15 protein-coding genes are annotated in these 19,953 nt (G+C 41.1%); 13 read left to right on the forward strand and 2 right to left on the reverse strand.

Features of this window, described 5'->3' with window-relative positions:
- Window positions 1-108: 108 nt before the first annotated feature.
- The 10 genes from Q0625_RS02765 (at window position 109) to Q0625_RS02810 (ending at window position 14,079) form a co-directional block, all read left to right on the forward strand.
- On the forward strand, window positions 109-4,491 hold the full coding sequence (locus tag Q0625_RS02765; RefSeq protein ID WP_298823371.1) for a translocation/assembly module TamB: 4,383 nt from the start codon (window positions 109-111) through the stop codon (window positions 4,489-4,491).
- On the forward strand, window positions 4,488-5,333 hold the full coding sequence (prmC, locus tag Q0625_RS02770) for a peptide chain release factor N(5)-glutamine methyltransferase (RefSeq protein WP_298823372.1): 846 nt from the start codon (window positions 4,488-4,490) through the stop codon (window positions 5,331-5,333). The genes Q0625_RS02765 and prmC overlap by 4 nt, the downstream gene beginning before the upstream one ends.
- 61 nt (window positions 5,334-5,394) lie before the next feature.
- Window positions 5,395-6,471 (forward strand): AI-2E family transporter, encoded by a 1,077-nt coding sequence (locus Q0625_RS02775; protein WP_298823373.1) that lies wholly within the window; start codon window positions 5,395-5,397, stop codon window positions 6,469-6,471.
- Window position 6,472: 1 nt separating this feature from the next.
- Window positions 6,473-7,669, forward strand: a complete 1,197-nt coding sequence (locus Q0625_RS02780) for a hypothetical protein (protein ID WP_298823374.1) — start codon at window positions 6,473-6,475, stop codon at window positions 7,667-7,669.
- A gap of 31 nt (window positions 7,670-7,700) precedes the next feature.
- Window positions 7,701-8,957, forward strand: a complete 1,257-nt coding sequence (locus Q0625_RS02785) for an ABC transporter permease (protein ID WP_298823375.1) — start codon at window positions 7,701-7,703, stop codon at window positions 8,955-8,957.
- Between the two features lies 1 nt (window position 8,958).
- A complete protein-coding gene (locus Q0625_RS02790) occupies window positions 8,959-9,627 on the forward strand; it encodes a M15 family metallopeptidase (RefSeq protein ID WP_298823376.1) in 669 nt (222 codons plus the stop codon).
- A 112-nt stretch (window positions 9,628-9,739) separates the two neighbouring features.
- Entirely contained in the window at window positions 9,740-10,435 is a 696-nt protein-coding gene (locus Q0625_RS02795; RefSeq protein WP_298823377.1) for an OmpH family outer membrane protein, read from the forward strand.
- A gap of 100 nt (window positions 10,436-10,535) precedes the next feature.
- Entirely contained in the window at window positions 10,536-11,069 is a 534-nt protein-coding gene (locus Q0625_RS02800) for an OmpH family outer membrane protein (protein ID WP_298823378.1), read from the forward strand.
- A gap of 193 nt (window positions 11,070-11,262) precedes the next feature.
- On the forward strand, window positions 11,263-12,198 hold the full coding sequence (locus tag Q0625_RS02805) for a DUF6268 family outer membrane beta-barrel protein (protein WP_298823379.1): 936 nt from the start codon (window positions 11,263-11,265) through the stop codon (window positions 12,196-12,198).
- Window positions 12,199-12,603: 405 nt separating this feature from the next.
- Window positions 12,604-14,079 (forward strand): leucine-rich repeat domain-containing protein, encoded by a 1,476-nt coding sequence (locus Q0625_RS02810; RefSeq protein WP_298823380.1) that lies wholly within the window; start codon window positions 12,604-12,606, stop codon window positions 14,077-14,079.
- 119 nt (window positions 14,080-14,198) lie between these two features.
- Here Q0625_RS02810 and Q0625_RS02815 read toward each other — a convergent pair whose 3' ends face one another.
- Together Q0625_RS02815 and Q0625_RS02820 are read right to left on the reverse strand one after the other, a co-directional pair.
- A complete protein-coding gene (locus Q0625_RS02815; RefSeq protein WP_298823381.1) occupies window positions 14,199-16,460 on the reverse strand; it encodes an inorganic phosphate transporter in 2,262 nt (753 codons plus the stop codon).
- Between the two features lie 34 nt (window positions 16,461-16,494).
- Window positions 16,495-17,508, reverse strand: coding sequence for an o-succinylbenzoate synthase (locus Q0625_RS02820; protein WP_298823382.1), 1,014 nt, complete (start codon window positions 17,506-17,508; stop codon window positions 16,495-16,497).
- A 210-nt stretch (window positions 17,509-17,718) separates the two neighbouring features.
- On the opposite strand from Q0625_RS02820, the gene Q0625_RS02825 reads away from it, so the two are divergent.
- The 3 genes from Q0625_RS02825 to Q0625_RS02835 form a co-directional block, all read left to right on the forward strand.
- Window positions 17,719-18,675 (forward strand): gliding motility lipoprotein GldB, encoded by a 957-nt coding sequence (locus Q0625_RS02825; protein WP_298823383.1) that lies wholly within the window; start codon window positions 17,719-17,721, stop codon window positions 18,673-18,675.
- Window positions 18,676-18,678: 3 nt separating this feature from the next.
- Window positions 18,679-19,011, forward strand: coding sequence for a gliding motility protein GldC (gene gldC, locus Q0625_RS02830; protein ID WP_009640835.1), 333 nt, complete (start codon window positions 18,679-18,681; stop codon window positions 19,009-19,011).
- Between the two features lie 10 nt (window positions 19,012-19,021).
- A partial coding sequence (locus Q0625_RS02835) for a Gfo/Idh/MocA family oxidoreductase (protein ID WP_298823384.1) occupies window positions 19,022-19,953 on the forward strand: 932 nt, incomplete at its 3' end.

The following is a 19,953-nucleotide window of genomic DNA, read 5'->3' on the forward strand; positions in this document are numbered from 1 at the left end:
ATTTTTTTCTTTTCGAAAGACAAACGAATCATTTTTTGTTGTATTTTTGTGCCAAATTTCGTACTATCTTCTTACCTTAGAGAGGGAGGATACAAAAAAGAGCAAAAGGTGGCATACAAAATCTTTCGTATAGTCAAGACGGTAATCAAGACCTTCCTGTATATCCTGATATTCATACTCTTACTACTGATGTTACCTGTGGTACAAACTAAGTTGGCCACATGGGTAATGGATCGTATTAATAAGGATTACAAGGTGAATATGAATGTGGAGCGTGTTTCCATTAGTCTTACAGGGATGGTGGGATTGGACGGGGTACTTATCCGCGACCATCACCAAGATACCCTTATCGCTGCACGCCAGATACGTACCCCCTTGCTTGACCTTAAAGCAGTGATGGAGGGAAATCTGATTTTTTCCACTATAGATGCTGATGGTCTTGTCATGGATATGAAGACTTATAAGGGAGATACCTTGTCCAACTTGGATGTATTTGTCGCTAGTTTTGATAGTGGAGAGCCTAGTAGTCCTGAACCTTTTATCATGAAAGCCAATACTATAAGGCTCAAAAATAGCTATTTTCGTGTTTGTGATTTTAATACAACTGCCCAGGAAAGTCCTATATTGGTAGAAGTAGAGGGAATCGGAGGTATCATTTCGGACTTTGAGATCGTGGATTCTGATGTCAAGCTTCAGATGAGGCATGGAGAGCTTCTCTATGGTAAGCATCTCAAGGTAGATGATCTTTCGACAAACTTCCACTATGCTAATACACTGATCTCTATAGATAAAACACTGCTCAAGACTCCTTTTTCTACCATAGATGCAGACCTGAGTTTTGCTCCCTATAAGGAGAGTTATGCCGATTTTCTAAATAAGGTAACGATCAAGGCTACCCTTAGAAACTCACAGATCAGTACCAATGACCTCAATGGGTTCTACAATGGTTTTGCTATGGAAAAGAACCTAGAAGTAGAAGGGGAGCTTTCGGGTACGCTTAATAATCTTTCTATCAAGGATATACATCTCTATCATGAGAGTACCTCCGTAGAGGCAGAGAATGTACTGCTGAAGAATGCTTTTTCTCCAGAAAAAGACTTTGTTTTTTGGGGAGATTTCCCACACTTCTCCTCGTCCTATGGGGATATTGTCTCACTCATGCCTAAGGTATTAGGAGAAACACTCCCTGAGGACTTACGTTACTTTGGTCTCTTTGAAGGGCAGGCAGAACTGACCTATACGACTCGTGACTTGCTTATAGATGCCGATGTTTTTACCCAAAGAGGGGACTTTATTCTTAGTGGTTCTTTCTATGACCTCCCACACTTAACTGAGGCAACCTATAAGGGCAAATTGGATACCTACCAATTGAAAGTAGGGGAGATGCTAGGAGTCAATGACTTAGGAGATATTTCGGCAAGTTTGCAATTTGTAGGTAAGGGGTTGGATTTCAACAAAATGGATAAGTTTTCCTTGCATGGGCAAGTACATTCAGCGCTTTATAATAACTATCTGTACAAGGATATTAAGCTTGATGCTGAGTATTTCCAAAAGAAGATCAAGGCGACTGCTTCCATAGGGGATGACAACCTTCAGATGGATTTCAAGGGCATGGCCGATATTACTTCCTCCCAGCGCTCGAACTACACCCTAGCGGGTGAGATGAAATATATAGATCTCAAAGCTTTGGGATTTATACAAAAAGACTCTATTGCCAAGGTAAAGGGGAATATAGATCTTGATATTACGGGTAATAGCTTGGATAATATGGTGGGGCGTGTACTGCTTAAGAATGCATCCTATCAGAAGAATGACCAAACGTATAACTTTGCCGATTTTGCCATAAATATACAGAAAGATACCACTAGCTTACGTACCATTACCTTGGAGTCCACTGATATTATTTCGGGGAAGATACAAGGAGAGTTTAAGTTTGCCCAAATAGGTCAAGTCTTGGTCAATACCCTTGCCTATGGGTTTGAAAACTACAAGCCGTTCAAGGTGATGCAAGGGCAGTACTTGACTTTTGATTTTAAGATCTACAACAAGATTATAGAACTCTTCTATCCTGAACTTTCTTTTGCCCCTAATACCTTTATACGAGGGAAATTGGTGGGTGATGAGAATGACTTTAAGCTCAATTTCCGTTCGCCTTATATCAATATTTCTGATTATTCGTTACGAGGGGTTAATTTGGAATATGACAAGAAGAACCCTACATATAGGTCGCTTGTCCAGATATCCAGTATTCAGAACCCTTATTACAAGATAGAGGAGTTCAATATGCTCAATACTTCAGTGAGTGATACACTCTTTTTCCAAACGGAGTTCAAGGGAGGCAAAAACTCTGAAGACGATTACAACCTTAGGTTCTATCATACCATTAATCAAAGGCGAGAATCAGAGGTAGGTATTAAGCCTTCTTCCTATATCCTTTTCAAGGGTAATGAATGGCAGATAGATAAGGATAGGGAGAATAAATTGGTGATTAATCGTAAGTTAGATTCCATACAGATACGTCCTATCTCCCTCCGCCACGGAGAGGAGTCTATCTCAGTCAATGGTAAGATCGCTAGGGAAAATAATTATAAAGACCTACACTTAGTCTTTGAAAAGGTAGATGTCAATAAGATTATCCCTACCATGGATAATCTTAGTGTAGGGGGACTGCTTAATGGACACCTTTCCCTTGTCCAACAGAAAGAAAAATATTATCCTACAGCTGACCTTAGCCTTAGGCAATTTATGCTTAACCAATATGATTTAGGTAACTTGCAAGCTAGTATCGTAGGTGATGAGAGTCTTTCTTCCTTTAAGACCAGTTTGGAATTTTTTAACCAGTTAGGGGAGGGGCTTCAGCTCTATGGAAATATTTTCCTGAAGGATAACAAGACTTATTTGGACTTACAGAGCTATATTACCGAGCTGAACTTGGCGCCTTTTGCCCCTTTTACCCAAGATATACTCTCCAACCTACACGGGACACTTACAGGACAAGCAAAAGTTACAGGCTTGCTAACCAAGCCTAATATAGAAGGTGACTTTGCTATCTCCCGGGTGGGAGTGGGGGTACCTTACCTAAATATAGATTTGGAGGCCGATGAGGTGGTGCGTGTTGGGCTTAAGGATAACCGATTTACCATCAAGGAAGTAGCACTTACGGATACTGCTTATAAGACAAAGATTTACCTCAGTGGAGGGGCAGGTTTTCGCAGTCTCACGGACTGGTATTTGGATATTCATTTTGATACCAAAGGAAAGCGTTTCTTAGCTCTTAATACAGGGCCTAAGGACAATGATCTTTTCTATGGTATAGGCTTTATTATAGGTAAGGCAAGTATCAAAGGCGCCGTGGATGATCTTACCATAGGAGTCAATGCAGTAACAGGGGACGGAACAAAGTTCAAGATTCCGCTGAGTGATACCCAAACAGTGGGTGATGATTCCTTTATTACTTTTGTCTCCAAGGAAAGACGACGTAAAAAGCAGTTGGTAACCAAGACCTACCAAGGACTTGAAATGCATTTTGAGGTGGATGTACTTCCTTCGGCTGAGGTGGAGATTATCGTAGATCCTAAAAACAACTCTAGCCTAATCGGGCGTGGAGCGGGAACCCTTTTGTTGGAAATTAATACCAATGGAAAGTTCAATATGTGGGGGGACTTTATCACTACCTCTGGGGAATATAACTTTAAGTATGAGGGACTGATAGATAAGAAATTCAAGGTATTGCCCAATGGCTCTATCTCATGGAATGGAGATCCCATGGGAGCTACCTTGCAGAATCTTAGGGCGGCCTATACACTCTATGTGAATCCTTCTGTTCTCTTGGATTCCAATCTTAACCGAAAGATACAGACTCAAGTGATCATCAACCTACAAGGTGATTTGGCTCACCCTCAGACGGTTTTTGATATCAACTTCCCCGATAGTAGCCCTAGCCTTGTTTCTGAGTTGAACTACCACTTGGAAGATAGTGATAAGAAACAGCTCCAAGCCTTTTCTCTATTGGCACAGGGAAACTTCATGAGCGATGCTACCGCAGGGGAAAAGATGCTTTCCTATAATGTACTAGAGACTGCCACAGGAATCTTTAACCAACTGCTCTCCAGTGATGATGATAAGCTGAACTTAGGGGTGAGCTACGAAAGTGGTACCGCTACCCCTAATAGGGCTTACAACAATTCCGACCGCTTAGGGATTACCGTATCTACTCAAATAACTGATAGAATCTTTTTCAATGGTAAGTTGGGGATTCCCGTAGGAGGCGTTACACAGACAGCTGTGGCAGGGGACTTTGAACTCCAATTCCTCCTTACTAGGGACGGTCGTCTTAGTGCCAAAATATTCAATCGTGAGAATGAACTCCAGCAATACCTCTTGGACAAAATAGACTATTCTCAAGGTACAGGACTCACTTATAAGGTGGATTTTGATACCTTCAAGGAACTAATTCGTGGTATTTTCTCTAAAGCAAAAAGTAAAGAATGACCATAGGTGATTTTAAGCAGAGTTTCATAGGAAGCTTTACAAACTATGATGTATCCGAACGAATGAGTATTCTCCAGATTATTCTAGAAGAGACTTTGGGGATGAACCATGTGGCTTCGGTGATACATCATGATGATGAAATCTCTCAAGAAAAGCTCCTTGAACTCAAGGCAATAACACAACAATTGGCTCGTAATGTTCCTATACAGTATATTTACCAAAAGGCTCATTTTTTTGGCTTAGATCTGTATGTAGATCAGCGAGTACTGATTCCTCGCCAAGAGACTGAAGAGCTTGTGGATTGGATAGTTAGTACCCATTGGGGCAGGGAAAACTTGCATATCTTGGATATAGGTACAGGTAGTGGAGCTATTGCCATTGCGCTGAAGAAACACCTACCTAAGGCAAAGGTAGTGGCGATGGACATAAGTGAAGGAGCCTTGGAAGTAGCCCGAACTAATGCCAAGCGTAATAGGGCTGTCATAGAGTTTGTACAGCAGGATATACTACAAGTGGAGGACTTGGGTGTGTGCTTTGATCTGATTGTCTCCAATCCGCCTTATGTACGAGAACAAGAGAAGCGAGAGATGCACCCCAATGTGTTGGCGCATGAGCCATCTCTAGCGCTCTTTGTTCCCGATGACAACCCACTGTTATTCTATGAGAAGATAGCAGATATAGCTACTCGCAACCTCACCTCCGGTGGGAAGTTGTTCTTTGAAATTAACCAATACTTAGGGAGGGAAATGCTCCAAATGCTAAGACAGAAAGGCTTCCAATACTTCCTCAAAAAAGATCTCAACGAAAATGACAGAATGATAATGAGTCAATTAGCCAATTAGCTGATTTGCTAATTAGTCAATTCTCTTTATTTCTTACCTTATTACTTTTTATTTTTTTAAAATGACTTCAAACACTATTGCACAAGGAATCCTCAAGGCTGTGGGGATTATAGTAGGCGTTGTCCTACTGGCCTTAGGACTTTATAAGTTGCAGAATATCATTATCTATATACTTCTTGCAACTGTATTAGCCCTTATTGGTAGACCTATGATACGTTTTTTTAAGAAGCGTCTTAAGTTCAAGAATACTTGGGCGACGGTTACTGCTATTTTGGTTATATTAGGTCTCTTTGCAGGATTGATTAGCTTATTTGTACCTCTGCTTATCTCACAGGGGAAGAACTTAGCATCTATTGATTTTCAAGCACTGAATGACAATATTCATCGTTTCTTGAACGATTTACTCCTTTCCTTAGGTTTTGAGCGATTGGAGTCTAATGTAACCAATATCCCTGAACTACTCAATATGCAAGATGTCTCCACAGTACTCAATGGCTTTATAGGAGTCATTAGTAATGTGGGAGTAGGACTTTTCTCAGTGCTTTTTATTACCTTTTTCTTTATGAAAGATGGCACCACTATTATCAATAGCTTTCTGAGCTTGGTTAAGCGTGAGCGCTTACCCCAAGTGAGAAAGACGATAGAGGATATCAAGCGCTTACTTTCCCGCTATTTCTTGGGCTTGTTCTTACAGCTGAGCATCATCTTTGTATTGCTGACCATAGTACTACTTATCTTTGGGGTAGAGGACGCTATGATTATTGCTTTTCTCTGTGCCTTGCTCAATGTAATTCCTTATGTAGGGCCTATGATAGGAGCGGTAGTGATTTCAGTATTGACCATATCCAACTTTATGGACGCCGACTTGCAGAGTGTGATCTTGCCAAAGACCCTCTATGTACTGATGGGCTTCCTTCTGACCCAACTGATAGACAATTTCTTTTGTCAGCCTATCATATTCTCCAACTCTATGAAGTCCAGTCCGTTAGAGATATTCATTGTTACCCTTATCAGTGGAACACTCTTCGGGATAGTAGGTATGGTTATAGCTATTCCAGCCTATACAGTACTCAAGGTAATCCTCAAGGCTATTTTCCCTAACAACAAATTTATACAGTTGCTTACTGTTAAGATATAACATGCTGAATCATAGATTGTTAGAACCTGAAGTACAAGCTTATTTGCAAGAGCACTTGTCCGAGGAGGTCTCCCAATTTGCCCTAAGGAAATCCTCTTTTGAGGGAGTGAGTCCCAGTGAACTCGCCCAACAGTTATTGGGCAGACAAAAAGCTAAGGATAAGTTGCCCTTATGGCTGGTTACTAAAGGGATTTACTTTCCTGCAAAGCTTTCCTTGGAGCAAGCCTCATCGGAAGCTACGGCTCGCTATAAGGCGTCATTGGTAGGGGAGGGTACCCTATTGGATGCCACAGGAGGCTTTGGGGTTGATGATTATTTCTTTGCCCAGCGTTGCCAAGAGGTAACCCACTGTGAATTACAGGAGGAACTCTCGGAGATAGTAGCGCATAACTTTGCTGTATTTGGGGCTCATATCCACTGTGTTGCGGAGGATTCTTATGCCTACTTAGCACGTGAAGGGAGACACTATGATGTGATATACCTAGACCCTGCCCGCCGTGATACTCACAAGCACAAGGTGTTTTTCTTAGAGGATTGCACCCCCGATGTGCCTCATAGCCTCGATTTTCTTTGGCAATATACGGATACGATTCTGCTCAAAGCCTCTCCCATGCTGGATATCAGTCGGGCACTTACCCAACTACCCCAAACACATGAGGTACATATTGTAGCAGTAGAGGGCGAGGTCAAGGAACTCCTCTTCCTACTAAAGAAAACACCACTTACAAGCGAGGTGCAGATCAAAACAGTCAATATGCTGCCTACCCGTACCGATATTTTTAGCTTCTTCCCTTCAGAAATATATCAAAAGGATATTCCTATGACTCGCGGCTATCTCTGTCGCTACCTCTATGAGCCTAATGCTGCCTTGGTCAAGGGAAAAGGACTCTTCCCAGTGGGACAAGCTTATGGACTGGCTTATCTGAACAAGGATTCTCAACTACTCTTAGGCGAGAATTATATCCCCGACTTCCCAGGGCGAGTCTTTCTTATAGATGAAATTCTCCCCTATGACCGAAAACTCCTCAAGAGTGGCCAAATAGATCAGGCCAATATCACCGTACGCAATTTCCCTATGAAAGTAGCCGAGATACGCGAGCGCTTTTCCATAGCCGAAGGGGGGAATCGTTATCTGTTCTTCACCCTCGGAAGAATAGGAAATAAGCTCATGATTATTTGTCGCAAACCGTTTGTATAATTGCTGATAAAGTTGTAACTTTGCACGAGTTATGAAACAATTACGCCTTATCATCATTCGCGAATACCTCACTAAGGTACGCAATAAGTCTTTTCTGCTAATGACTTTCCTTAGTCCATTGGCAGTGCTTGCCTTGTCCCTACTGATAGGCTACCTTACCCAGCTGAACAATAGCACTCAGCGACATATAGAGGTTTTAGACGAAAGCGGCTATTTTCAAGAGATTTTCCAAAAGAGTCCCAACCTCTCGGTAAGCTATCACAAGGAGGGCGATTTGGAGCAACTCAAGCAGACGGCACGTTCTGAAAACGCTTATGGACTGCTCTATATAGATAAGCAAGCCGCTCAGTTCCAATTTTTTAGTGAAGACCCCCCCAGTGTTACCTTTGTAGAGAGCCTACAAGGAAAGCTCGAGAAGGGGCTCTTCCGTCATAACTTAGAGGCAGCCTCTATCACCCCTTCCCAGATAGATGGGGCACAGCAGCGGGTCTCTATCGCGCTGGCCAATTTCTCTGGAGACGAAAGTTCCCAGACCTTGGGCTGGCTCAAGCTCGCTTTTGGGGGTACTGCGGGTTACCTACTGATGATGTTTATCATAATCTATGGCAATATGGTCATGCGCAGCGTCATAGAAGAAAAAGTCAATCGTATTATGGAGGTGATTGTCTCCTCGGTAAGGCCGAGTATCTTGCTTTTGGGCAAGATCATTGGTACCTCACTGGTGGGACTAACCCAGTTTGTTATCTGGGTGGTGATTGCAGGATTCCTCTTTTCCTTTCTCTCTTCGCCTACAGCAACTCAGGTTGCCCCTACAGCTGACCCACATCTTTTGGTCAATATTATAAATGAAATTAACAGCCTACCTTTGGCTAAACTATTGATATCCTTTTTCCTATTTTTCATAGGGGGGTACCTCACCTATAGTGCTTTTTTTGCAACCATAGGAGCCGCTGTGGATAGTGAAACTGATACCCAACAGTTTCTCTTTCCTGTACTACTTCCGCTGATTTTGGCCATTTACATAGGCTTCTTTACTGTAATTGAAGACCCTCACGGTGTCGTATCGGTAATCTTTTCCTATATTCCACTAACCTCCCCTGTGGTGATGCTCATGCGTATTCCTTTTGGGGTGTCATGGGGAGAGATTATTCTCTCTTTGGCGCTGCTCTATGGCTTTTTCTTCTTAGCTATATGGGTCTCTGCCCGCATCTATCGTATAGGTATTCTCTCCTATGGAAAGAAACCATCCTATAAAGAACTTATCAAATGGCTTAGAATGCCAAACTAATATGCAGACAATAAGCAGAAGAATTTTTCGTATATATTCCTTGTCGGTGCTCCTTTGGGTAAGCCTATCAGTAAATGCGCAAATAACACAAGGGGAGAACTCCTCGCAAAGCAAGATGCTCAAGGAGAAGTTTGTCAATATAAAAAGTCTCTCGAACGATTTTATCTTGGATATAAAGTATGCCACAGCGGACAATTTCTTAAAACAGGCAGTGTATGACTGTGGAGAATGTTACCTTAGAGAAGCCACAGCAAAAGCCTTGTTAGCAGCTCAAAAAGAGTTTGTAAAGCGTGGCTACTCCCTCAAGCTATTTGACTGCTATCGCCCGCTTTCGGTACAGAAAAAGATGTGGAAGATCCTTCCAGGTACTCACTATGTGGCCAACCCTGCCAAAGGATCCAAGCACAATAGGGGAGCGGCAGTGGATCTGACCTTGGTGGATATAGCCACTGGCAAGGAACTGGATATGGGTACTCCCTTTGACACCTTTTCACCCCGTGCGCACCATACTTATACCCAGCTCCCCAAGGAAGTCCTAGACAACCGCAAATTACTGAAAGAAGTCTTGAACAAATACAATTTCAAATCTATCTATTCTGAGTGGTGGCACTATGAATACCGACCAGAGATGGCGTCCCCAGTAGAGGATATTCCTTGGGATTGTCCTTGATTATGAGTAATAAAAGGTTTAAAAACGTCACAAAAAGCATAAATAATACTTAAATCGTCATTATTCGGGAAAAAATTCCTAATTTTGGCACGATATTTTATATATCCAAATCATGAATATAAAAGTTTTCTCTGTATCTTTGTTATTCCTCTCTTTCCTACAGCCGCTTTTGGCACAGAAAGCGACCCGAATTGCCTATGTGGATATGAATTATATCTTGGCAAATATGGACGAATACAAGGTAGCTAGTGAACAATTGGCACAGAAGGTAGCCCAATGGGAAGGGGAGATCGCACAGAAGCAAGCTGAAATCAAGACCCGTCAGGAGAAGCTTGAAGCAGAAAAGCCATTGCTCACCCCTGAGACGATTAAGGATAAGGAAGAGGAAATACAAGTACTTACCCAGAACCTAGAGGACTATAAGCAAAAACGCTTTGGTGCAGAGACAGGTGACTATATCACCCAGCGTTGGCGCCTTGTACAACCTATACAGGATCAAGTGTTCAATATCACTCAGGAGATTGCCAAGACTCGTAAGTTTGACTATATACTTACCTCCGAAGATGCTGCCGCTATCTATGCTGATGAGAAGAATGATATCAGCAAGGTAGTTCTCCGCTTACTCAAGCGTAAGGATAATGCTGAAGATAGGAACAAGGAGATAAGCACCCTACTGAAGGAAAATCTTGACGTAGATTACAAGACAGAAAAACAACGCAAACAGGAAAAAGCCAAAAACGAAGCGCAAAAAGCAAAAAATGAAACTAAGACTCAGGCGCGAAAAGTAAGAAATGAAAGAGCAAGATAAATTAAGTGAAAAATAAAAAGTGAATAGTGAAAAATACTACTTAATTATGTTCACTAACAACTAATCACTAACAACTAAGAACTATTTTAAATATATAAAAATGATAAGAAAAATTAGAAATTGGGTAATTACAGCAGCCTTTATCTTGGGTGGTACTACTGTAGCTATGGCGCAAGTGAAGATAGCGCATATTGATTCTCAAAAGCTCCTCAAAGAAATGCCTGATATGAAAAAGGCACAAGCAGAGTTGCAAAAGGTAGAACAATCCTACACTAACGACATCCAAGCCTCAATTAAGGAATATCAGAAAAAATTGGAAGTTTTCCAACAAAAGGTAAACGCCCTTACTGAAGCACAGCTCAAAGAAAAACAAGCGGAACTTGAAAAAGAACAACGCAACCTTGAGACTATGCAAAATAATATCCGTCAAGCACAACAAACTGCTGCTGAGGAATACCAAAAGAAAAGCCAAGCCATCATAGAGCCTATCATGGAAAAGGCTAAAAAGGCGGTAGAAAAAGTAGCTAAAGCACAAGGCTTCCAATACGTATTGGATTCTGCCACTGGTGCAGGGGTAATTGTTGCTGACGGTAAAGACCTTTTCAATGACGTAAAGAAAGAATTAGGATTCTAATTAATTGTCAATTATTAATCATTAATGGTTAATTCCCATGATGATTAATTATGACTATAAAAAGTGCTTACAGCCCAAGCTGTAAGCACTTTTTCTTTGTAAAAACATGTCATTTGTAGGATGAAATTTGCTTTTGGTATAGAAAGGGTTCGTTTTTAGCTTGGAGGATTGTTTTTTTTTTACCTTTGCTCTTATGAAAAAAGTAAGCACCTTTATAGCCCTACTCTTTGCAGTAGGAGTTTCGGCACAGATCAGTGTCAAGACTGAATATATCAGCAACTCGGAGTTCTACGATGCAGTTTCCAATGGTAATATAGGAGAAGGATCAGCTATGATCTATTCTATAAATGGTTTGGCGCCTATCTCTATGCAAGCTCCTAAGGAAGAAGATCCTTATCAACGACCCACAGTATGGGGGGTATCGCTCGATGGTACTTTTGTACAGATGAGTAATCATAACTTTCCTATAGAGAAGGAACAACCCGCTCAAGTGATGAATCTTGCAGCAACGCTGCTTCATTTGCGCCCCTTGAAAGAACGTTGGTCTATGCTTATGGCACTTGGTGCGGGAAGTTATACCCCTGAGAACCGACTATCGGCTATTCATATAGGAGATAATGTAGTAGCCAATGGTGCTTTACTCTTTGTATGGCATTGGAAATCCAATCTTGAGTTAGGTGGGGGTGTTGCTCTGAATAACACCTTTGGTTACCCTATGCTGTTTCCTGCTCTCTATTTCAAATACAAGGGTGGTTTCTCAGACAAATTTACCATAGATGCCAGTCTGCTTAATGGAGGAAAAGTAGCTTTTGGCTATGACTATCATGAAAATCTTAGCTTAAAATTAGTAGCCAATATGGGAGGTTATTCTGCATATCTCAGGCGTAATGACCAAAAAGAGATGTTCTCCTCACAGACTTTCTTTGTAGCCTTACAGCCAGAGTTTAAGATAGGCAAGCATGTCGCCATTCCAGTAGCTTTTGGAGGTAGTTTTATTCGTTCAGGTCGTTATAGAGCACGTACTCTTACAGCCATGTTCGAATCTGAAGCTAAGAGAGAGGATGGATCCACACGATCTAGTGTTTTCTTGCCAGCCTTATACTTTGCCGCAGGGATTACTATTAAATAACGTAAGTTCGATATAATGTAAGTTCCCACTGATTTTTCAGATTTTCTATATCTATGTAATTGTATTGTTGCGATTTAGACAGATTTTTATAAGCCCAAAAGTCTTATTTATCTGTGGAATCTGTGGGAGAAAAAATATAATCTTGCTTATATCGAACACACATTATAGATAAAAGTGCTTACAGCCCAAGCTGTAAGCACTTTTTTATGATTAATGCTGTTCGTGGTAAAAAATATTCTAATCTTCTAAAAAACAATTAGTTGTATTTCTATAAGGGGCAATTTTGTTTAACATATAGAGATTATCCATTAAAAAAGAGAGGGAATATTAAAATTTAAGATTTAAAACTTAAAAAAGTAAAATATTATTCGTACTTTTGTGTGACTAATTCTATAAAATAAACATATGAAATTTAGCTTATCACTACCATTGATGTTAGGGGTGTTTATGGTTAATTGTAACAAGAATGAGGATATGTCTCAAAAGCAGCCCCTTCCACAACCTCCTTTGAAACAAGAAGTACAGACTATTCCTGCAACTTCTTACACGCTAAGTGAAGATGGGAAAACGCTTTATCAGTGGAAAGATCAAGCGGCAACAAGCATTGACTTTTCTGAGGATAAAGTGCTTAATAAGATTACTACTATTGCCCAAGAGGCTTTTAAAGGCAACAAAAAAATCACTAAAATAGTCTTGCCAACGACACTGACTACTATAGGAGAAAAGGCTTTTCAAGGCTGTACAGAACTAACCTCTGTTACAAGACCTGTCTCTATTACTCAAGGAAGATATAGAGGAGATTTCTTTGCTTCTGCCAATAAATCAATTCCAGCTAGTGTTGAAGAAGGGCTATTACTTCCTGAAGGAGTAATCAGCATAGGAGAGCATGCTTTTTCTTATTGTGGAAAGATAAAGAAGATTATACTCCCTAAGGGGGTAACTAAAATTCTCTCAGGAACATTCAGTCATTGTGAGACCTTAGAAGAGGTAATCCTTCCTGAGGGTTTTACACATATAGACCAAGAGGCTTTTGCTTCTTGTAAAAACCTTAAGAGTATTAATTTCCCTAATAGCCTTACTCATATAGGCAAGAATGCTTTTGAAGAAACTAAGTTAAGTGTTCTTATCTTACCTGATAGTGTTAAAAATATAGGGGAACTTGCTTTTTCAAATTGTATAGCTTTGACTTCTGTTACTTTATCAAAAAGCCTTACGAGTATAGAGAATAATACATTTTTGGGGTGTACGGCACTCACTTCTGTTACTATTCCTAAAGGAATTACAAGTATAGGAGAAGGAGCTTTTGCTTACTGTTCAGCTTTGGGAGCCATCACGATTCCTAGTGGAGTTATAAGTATAGGAAAAGATGCTTTTCAAAGTACAGCTTTAACCTCTGTTACTCTTCCCGAAGGAATTGTAAGTATAAAAAAGGGAGCTTTCGGTTTCTGTAAGCAATTGACTTCTGTAACTCTTTCCAAGGGATTGACAGAGATAGCAGAGGAGGCTTTTATGGGTTGTACGGCTTTAACCTCTGTAACATTTCCTGATACTTTAACAAGTATAGGCGAAAGTGCTTTCAGTGGTTGCAAATCCATAAGCTCTATTGTTATTCCTTATCAAGTCACAAATATAGGAATGAGTGCTTTTGATGATTGTATTGCCTTAACTTCTGTAACGGTAAAGCCAACTACTCCTCCTAATATTCCTGATAATGAGTTTATTATCTTTAGTTATTGTAAAGGAAATCCTGATGGAGAAGGGTGTCATTGGGAAAGGCTTTCTGATGTTTTACGTATTTATGTTCCTCAGGCAAGTGTAGAGGCTTATAAAAAAGCAAAGGGTTGGAGGCACTATGCAGAGAGAATAGCAGCAATACCTTAAGAGAAAAAGAACTGGGTATACTCTTGAAATAAAAAGAGCTTACAGTTTTGTTACTGTAAGCTTTTTTTAATAGTTGATGATTAATCCGAAAATGATATGATGTGGTCACCATCACTATTCTAAATCTCCTTATACTGGTCTTTAAAGTTCTTAAAGAGGGTCATTAGGTTGATGATAGAGCGAATCAATACACGAGTTTCCAAGAGCAAACTGAAATAGAGTTTGGTGTTCTTAGGACTGGATTCACTGGTACGAATATCACGTATCTGCTTTTCAATCAGTTCAGAAATCTCGTCCTTGATAGCGCTCACATCCTTGATAAGCTGGGTAGTGGAGTTCGAATACATGGACACATTGAGTATCTCAAGAATCTTCTGGAACTGTTGTTGCATCTTCTCGGAGATGTTCTTAAGATTGCGTATATGGTTGTATTTGAGCTTCTTGTGATTGTTATCCACGTGAGTATAGCTCGTATCGGCTATAAAACTGATAGAGTTGGACATACTATGTAGGTAGTCCAAGATAAGGATATAGAACTTACTGGAGGTTACAGAACTATCATCAATGGAGCGGATAAAGTAATAGATATCACTTTTGAGATCTTCTATGTCGGAAGAGAGTGCTTTGGCGCGTTTCTTACAGCCTTTCAGTCCCTTGTGGTTCTCTACTGCTAGGTTATCAATAACCTCACGATACAGCTCATCAATCGTTTGTACAGCCCCAGCAATATTCTGTGAGCTAAGCTTCATAATACCACTGATAGTGATAAGGTCTTCCTTATTGAAGCGTTTCTTTTGGGCTTCTTTTTCCTTACGTTGTTTTCTGCGGTAGGCTATGGCATTGCGTACAACCAAGTAACCTACAAGGAATATCATTGTGATAAGTCCGTATATTTCCCCATAGAAAAGAATCATAGAGATGATAAGCCCCATGACAAAGGCTGCTCCTGCAGTGATGAACCAACCACCAATAACATTGAACACGCCTGCTACACGGAATACAGCTGATTCTCTTCCCCAAGCTCTATCAGCCAGTGAGGTACCCATAGCTACCATGAAAGTTACATAAGTGGTGGAAAGAGGTAACTTAAAGGAGGTACCCACCGCAATAAGGCTACTGGAGACCACCAAGTTGATTGCTGCACGGATTACATCGTAGGCAGGCTTATCCATGGTATTAGGGTCTTCTTCGGGTTTTTTGAAACGACTATCAATATAAGCCAAGGTGCGCTTAGGAATAAGAGCTTCCACCATTGAGGTAATCCATACACTAAAGCGCACAATGCCACGAGAGAGACCTGTGGCCTCGAAACGCTCCTTACCGCCTCCTTGTTGGGAGAGTTTCATTTCGGTTTGCATCACATGGAGTGATTTTTTGGAGAACCAGAGGGTGAGTATCATCAGTGCTCCTGCGATGACAAGGAAGAACTGAGGGGTTTGTACATTTTCTCTAAGGGCTTCCATAGTCATAGACTGCACAGGTGTCCCTGCTGCCTCCCATAATTGGAAGGAATCCCAAGCAGCAACGGGCACCCCTATAAAGTTCACCAAGTCATTGCCCGCAAAGGCCATGGCAAGGGCAAAGGTACCCGATAGGATCACCACCCGCCATATACTTACCTTGCACCAATAAAGCAGCTGCCCTAAGAGGAAAAAGAGGACAAAGAAAATTCCTAAGAGTAGGCCTGTATGTTGGTCTATCCAGTCCAACTGCTCTTTGTGCATAAAGGAAAGGCCACTTAATCCTTTAATAACAAGGAAATAGCTCAAAGCTGTTAGGGCAATACCTCCAACAATGCCGCTAAAGTAGCGCATCCTTTTTTCAAAGTTGAAAGTGAAGATGATACGAGTGATAAACTGTACAAAAGATCCCACGACAAAGGCAATAAAGACGGAGACGAAGATGGCTGAAATCACTTGTCCCACTTTACCTGTATTGATATATTCCCTGACCCCATCAATCACATGTAGGAGTCGGTCTTTTTCCTTGAGTTCCTTGACAAAAGCCACCCCTACCGAGGCTCCTAAAAGCTCAAAGACGATAGATATGGTAGTGGAGGTAGGAAGTCCTATATTGTTGAAGAAGTCCAACAGGAGAATATCGGCCAGCATTACCGCAGCAAAGATTACCATCACCTCCTCAAAATAAAACATCTCGGGATTGAAAATACCTTTTTTAGCAATTTCCATCATTCCGTTGGAGAAGATAGCTCCTATACCGACCCCTATACTTGCTACAATCATAATAGTGCGAAGTCGTGCTGCTTTGGAGCTAAAGGCCGAGTTGAGGAAGTTTACCGCATCGTTGCTTACTCCTACCACAAGGTCAAAGATAGCTAAAAGAAAGAGCGCAGAGAGGGTAAAAATATAAACCTGTTCCATCTTTTGTATTTTGGTGCAAATATATTACATTTTTTTATTTTAGCCACCATAAGCCCCCATTTTTTACCTCCAAGGAACTAGGGAAATTATTCGTATAGAGACTGCCTGTACCCAACCCCTGTGGTAAAGGATTTTTTAGCGTATAGGTCCATTGAGCAATAGCTGAAAGCCCTACGTTGCCCTCAAGGGCAGAGGTAACCCACCAGCCGATACCCTGCTTCTCTGCCAAGTCAATCCACTCTTCACTGGCCCTATACCCTCCTATAAGGGAAGGTTTTAGAATGATGTAGGCAGGACGGATCCACTGGAGGATTTCCTTTTTTCGCTCAGGACAAGCTACTCCTATGAGTTCCTCATCTAGGGCGATAGGTAGGGGAGACGCCTCACATAGGCGTGCCATTTGCTCATATTGCCCTGCGCGAATGGGTTGTTCTATGGAGTGGATTTCTAGGTCGGAGAGTCGCTTGAGCTTCTCCAAAGCCTCAAGGGGAGAGAAAGCCCCATTGGCATCCACCCGAAGTTCTATATCCGACGGAGCGTATTCTTGGCGGATATTTTTAAGTAGCTGATATTCTGTTTCAAAATCTATGGCACCAATTTTCATCTTGATACAGTGGAACCCTTGGGAGAGTTTCTCTCGTATCTGCTGCTGCATGTAGTGCTTATCACCCATCCATATAAGACCATTGATAGGGATAGCGACTTGTCCTTCTGTAAAGGGAGAGGGGAAAAGAACTCCTTCTTGTTTGGCCTCTAAGGAGAGGAAAGCCTGTTCCACTCCAAACTGGATAGAGGGGTAGCTCTTGAGCTGTTCCCAAAGAGCTTCCTTGCCTAAGGAGATGTGAGCGCAAGTCCATAGAAGTTTGCTACGCTCATAATCGGATATGTCATCTATGCTTAGACCAGGTAGCGGACTGCATTCACCTATGCCACGTCGTCCGTTGTGTTCTATGGTAAGTAGCCACGTAGGTTTCTCGGTTAGCACCCCACGTGAGGTACCCGCAGGTCGCTTGAACTGTAAGGTGTATTTCTGAAAAGTTGCTTTCATAATAGCTGATATAATCAGTTACAAAAGTAGTGATTTTCCTTAAAAAAATAAGGACTATGGAAAGGAATATTTTCTACAATACAAATTTGTCTGTACAATCTATTTAGGATAAGATATTTTTTTATTACCTTTGCACTTGTATTAGTGAAAACTGAATAGTGGAAAGTGAAAAACACTATTCACTAATCATTGTTTACTATTCACTTACAAATGAGTTTAAAACATCTTTTACCTATAGCTCTTGTATTGCTTTTGAGCTGTAATAGAACTAAGTACCCCGTCGTACCTCCTTCTGTAAAAGTGGAAGTATTGCGAATGGATTCTATTTTTTTCAATACTCCAGCAGAGAAATTCCCTCAGTTGAAGGTCAAATATCCACTTTTCTTCCCAGAGGCTACCTCTGATAAGGAATGGATAGAAAAACAGCGTGATACGTTGGAGCGTGAACTCTTTACTGAGACGGCTAAGACCATAGGCAATTTCTCCCAACAGAAAAAACAAATTGAGCGTATCTGTGATCATGTCAAGTACTATTTTCCTCAGTTTACCCCACCTAAAGTGGTTACCCTGATCTCTGATGTGGATTATCTTTCTCGAGTAATCTATGCGGATAGCTTATTACTCATAGGTGCGGATAACTATCTGGGATCTAAGCATCGTTTCTATATGGATCTAGATGGTTATATAGCTCAAGAGTTAGACCTTAAGTACCTCCCTACAGATGTAGCACTTGCCTTTGCACAGGCAATTATTCCCTCGCCGCGCAATGCTACTTTCTTGGATACCATGCTCTATGAGGGTAAGGTGCTCTACCTAGCCCAGCGCTTTCTCCCCACTACCCCTCAAAGGGATTTGCTCAAGTATAGCCAGGAGAAATACCAATGGGCAGAGGCCAATGAGGCACAGATATGGCGCTACTTTGTGGAAAATCAATTGCTTTATAGTACGGATAAGAAAGTGCTTAATCGCTTTATAGACATAGCCCCCTTCTCAAAATTTTATTTAGAGCTAGATAGTGAGTCACCTGGGGGGATAGGACGTTATATAGGTCTTAATATTGTAACACAATATATGGAAAAGCTCCCTGAAAATACCCCTTTGAGAGACTTACTCACTGTTTCCAATGATGAACTCTTCAAAAAAGCAAATTACAAACCTAAAAAATAACAAATGAATCATACTTCTGAAATAAAATTACAAGTAGAATTGGACGAAAACCGTATTCCTGAACGTATTACTTGGGAGGCTCCTGATGGAGGTATTGCTCACCAAGAGGCTAAGGCTATGTTTCTCTCCGTATGGGATCACAAGACCAAAGAGGCACTTCGTATAGACCTTTGGACTAAGGATATGCCCTTGGAGGAGATGAATGTTTTCTACTATCAGACATTCCAGACTATGGCTGATACATTCTACAAGGCTACTCAAGACCAGAAAATGACCGATACTATGCGTGATTTCTGTGAATATTTCGCTGAAAAAATGAATATTACTAAAAAATAAGCTGTACAAAATGAAAAATAAACTAAAGGTAGGCGTATTAGGAGCAGGACACTTAGGAAAAATTCATCTAAGACTTTTGAATCAGTCCAAAAGATACGAATTAGTTGGTTTTTATGATCCTAATCAAGAACAAGCACAGAAGGTAGTGGCTGAATTTGGCTACACCTATTTTGATAGTATAGATAAGCTTATTGAGGCAGTAGAGGTGGTAGATATCGTAACCCCCACACTCTCTCACTATGAGTGTGCCATGAAAGCTATTGCAGCTAAGCGACATATCTTTATAGAAAAACCTATTACTAGTACCGTAGAAGAAGCTGAGGAGATCTATCACCTGTTGGAGGACAACCATCTGAAGGGACAAGTAGGGCATGTGGAGCGTTTTAATCCTGCCTTCTTGGCAGCAAAGTCGTCTATAGAGAATCCTATGTTTATTGAAGTGCACCGCTTGGCCGAGTTCAATCCACGTGGAACGGATGTCTCCGTAGTGCTTGATCTTATGATCCATGATATAGATGTTCTACTGAGTGTGGTGCATTCGCCTGTAAAGCATATAGAAGCCAGTGGCGTAGCTGTCATTAGCAAGTCGCCCGATATTACCAATGCTCGTATAGAGTTTGAGAATGGTTGCGTGGCCAATCTTACCGCTAGCCGTATCTCCATGAAGAATATGCGCAAAAGCCGTTTCTTCCAGAGAGATGCTTATATCTCGGTAGATTTCTTGGAGAAAAAGGTAGAAGTAGTACGTATGAAAGAAGCTCCAGAGCATCCCAATGAATATGATATGATTCTCCAAAATGCTGAGGGAGAACATAAGCAAATCTACTTTGAATACCCAGAAGTACAGCCTTCCAATGCTATTTTGGACGAACTAGAGACTTTCGCCGATGCCATAGAGCATAACAGTACCCCAGTGGTTACCTTCCTACAAGGAACGGAAGC

The organism is uncultured Capnocytophaga sp., from assembly GCF_938029845.1.
Lineage (GTDB): Bacteria > Bacteroidota > Bacteroidia > Flavobacteriales > Flavobacteriaceae > Capnocytophaga.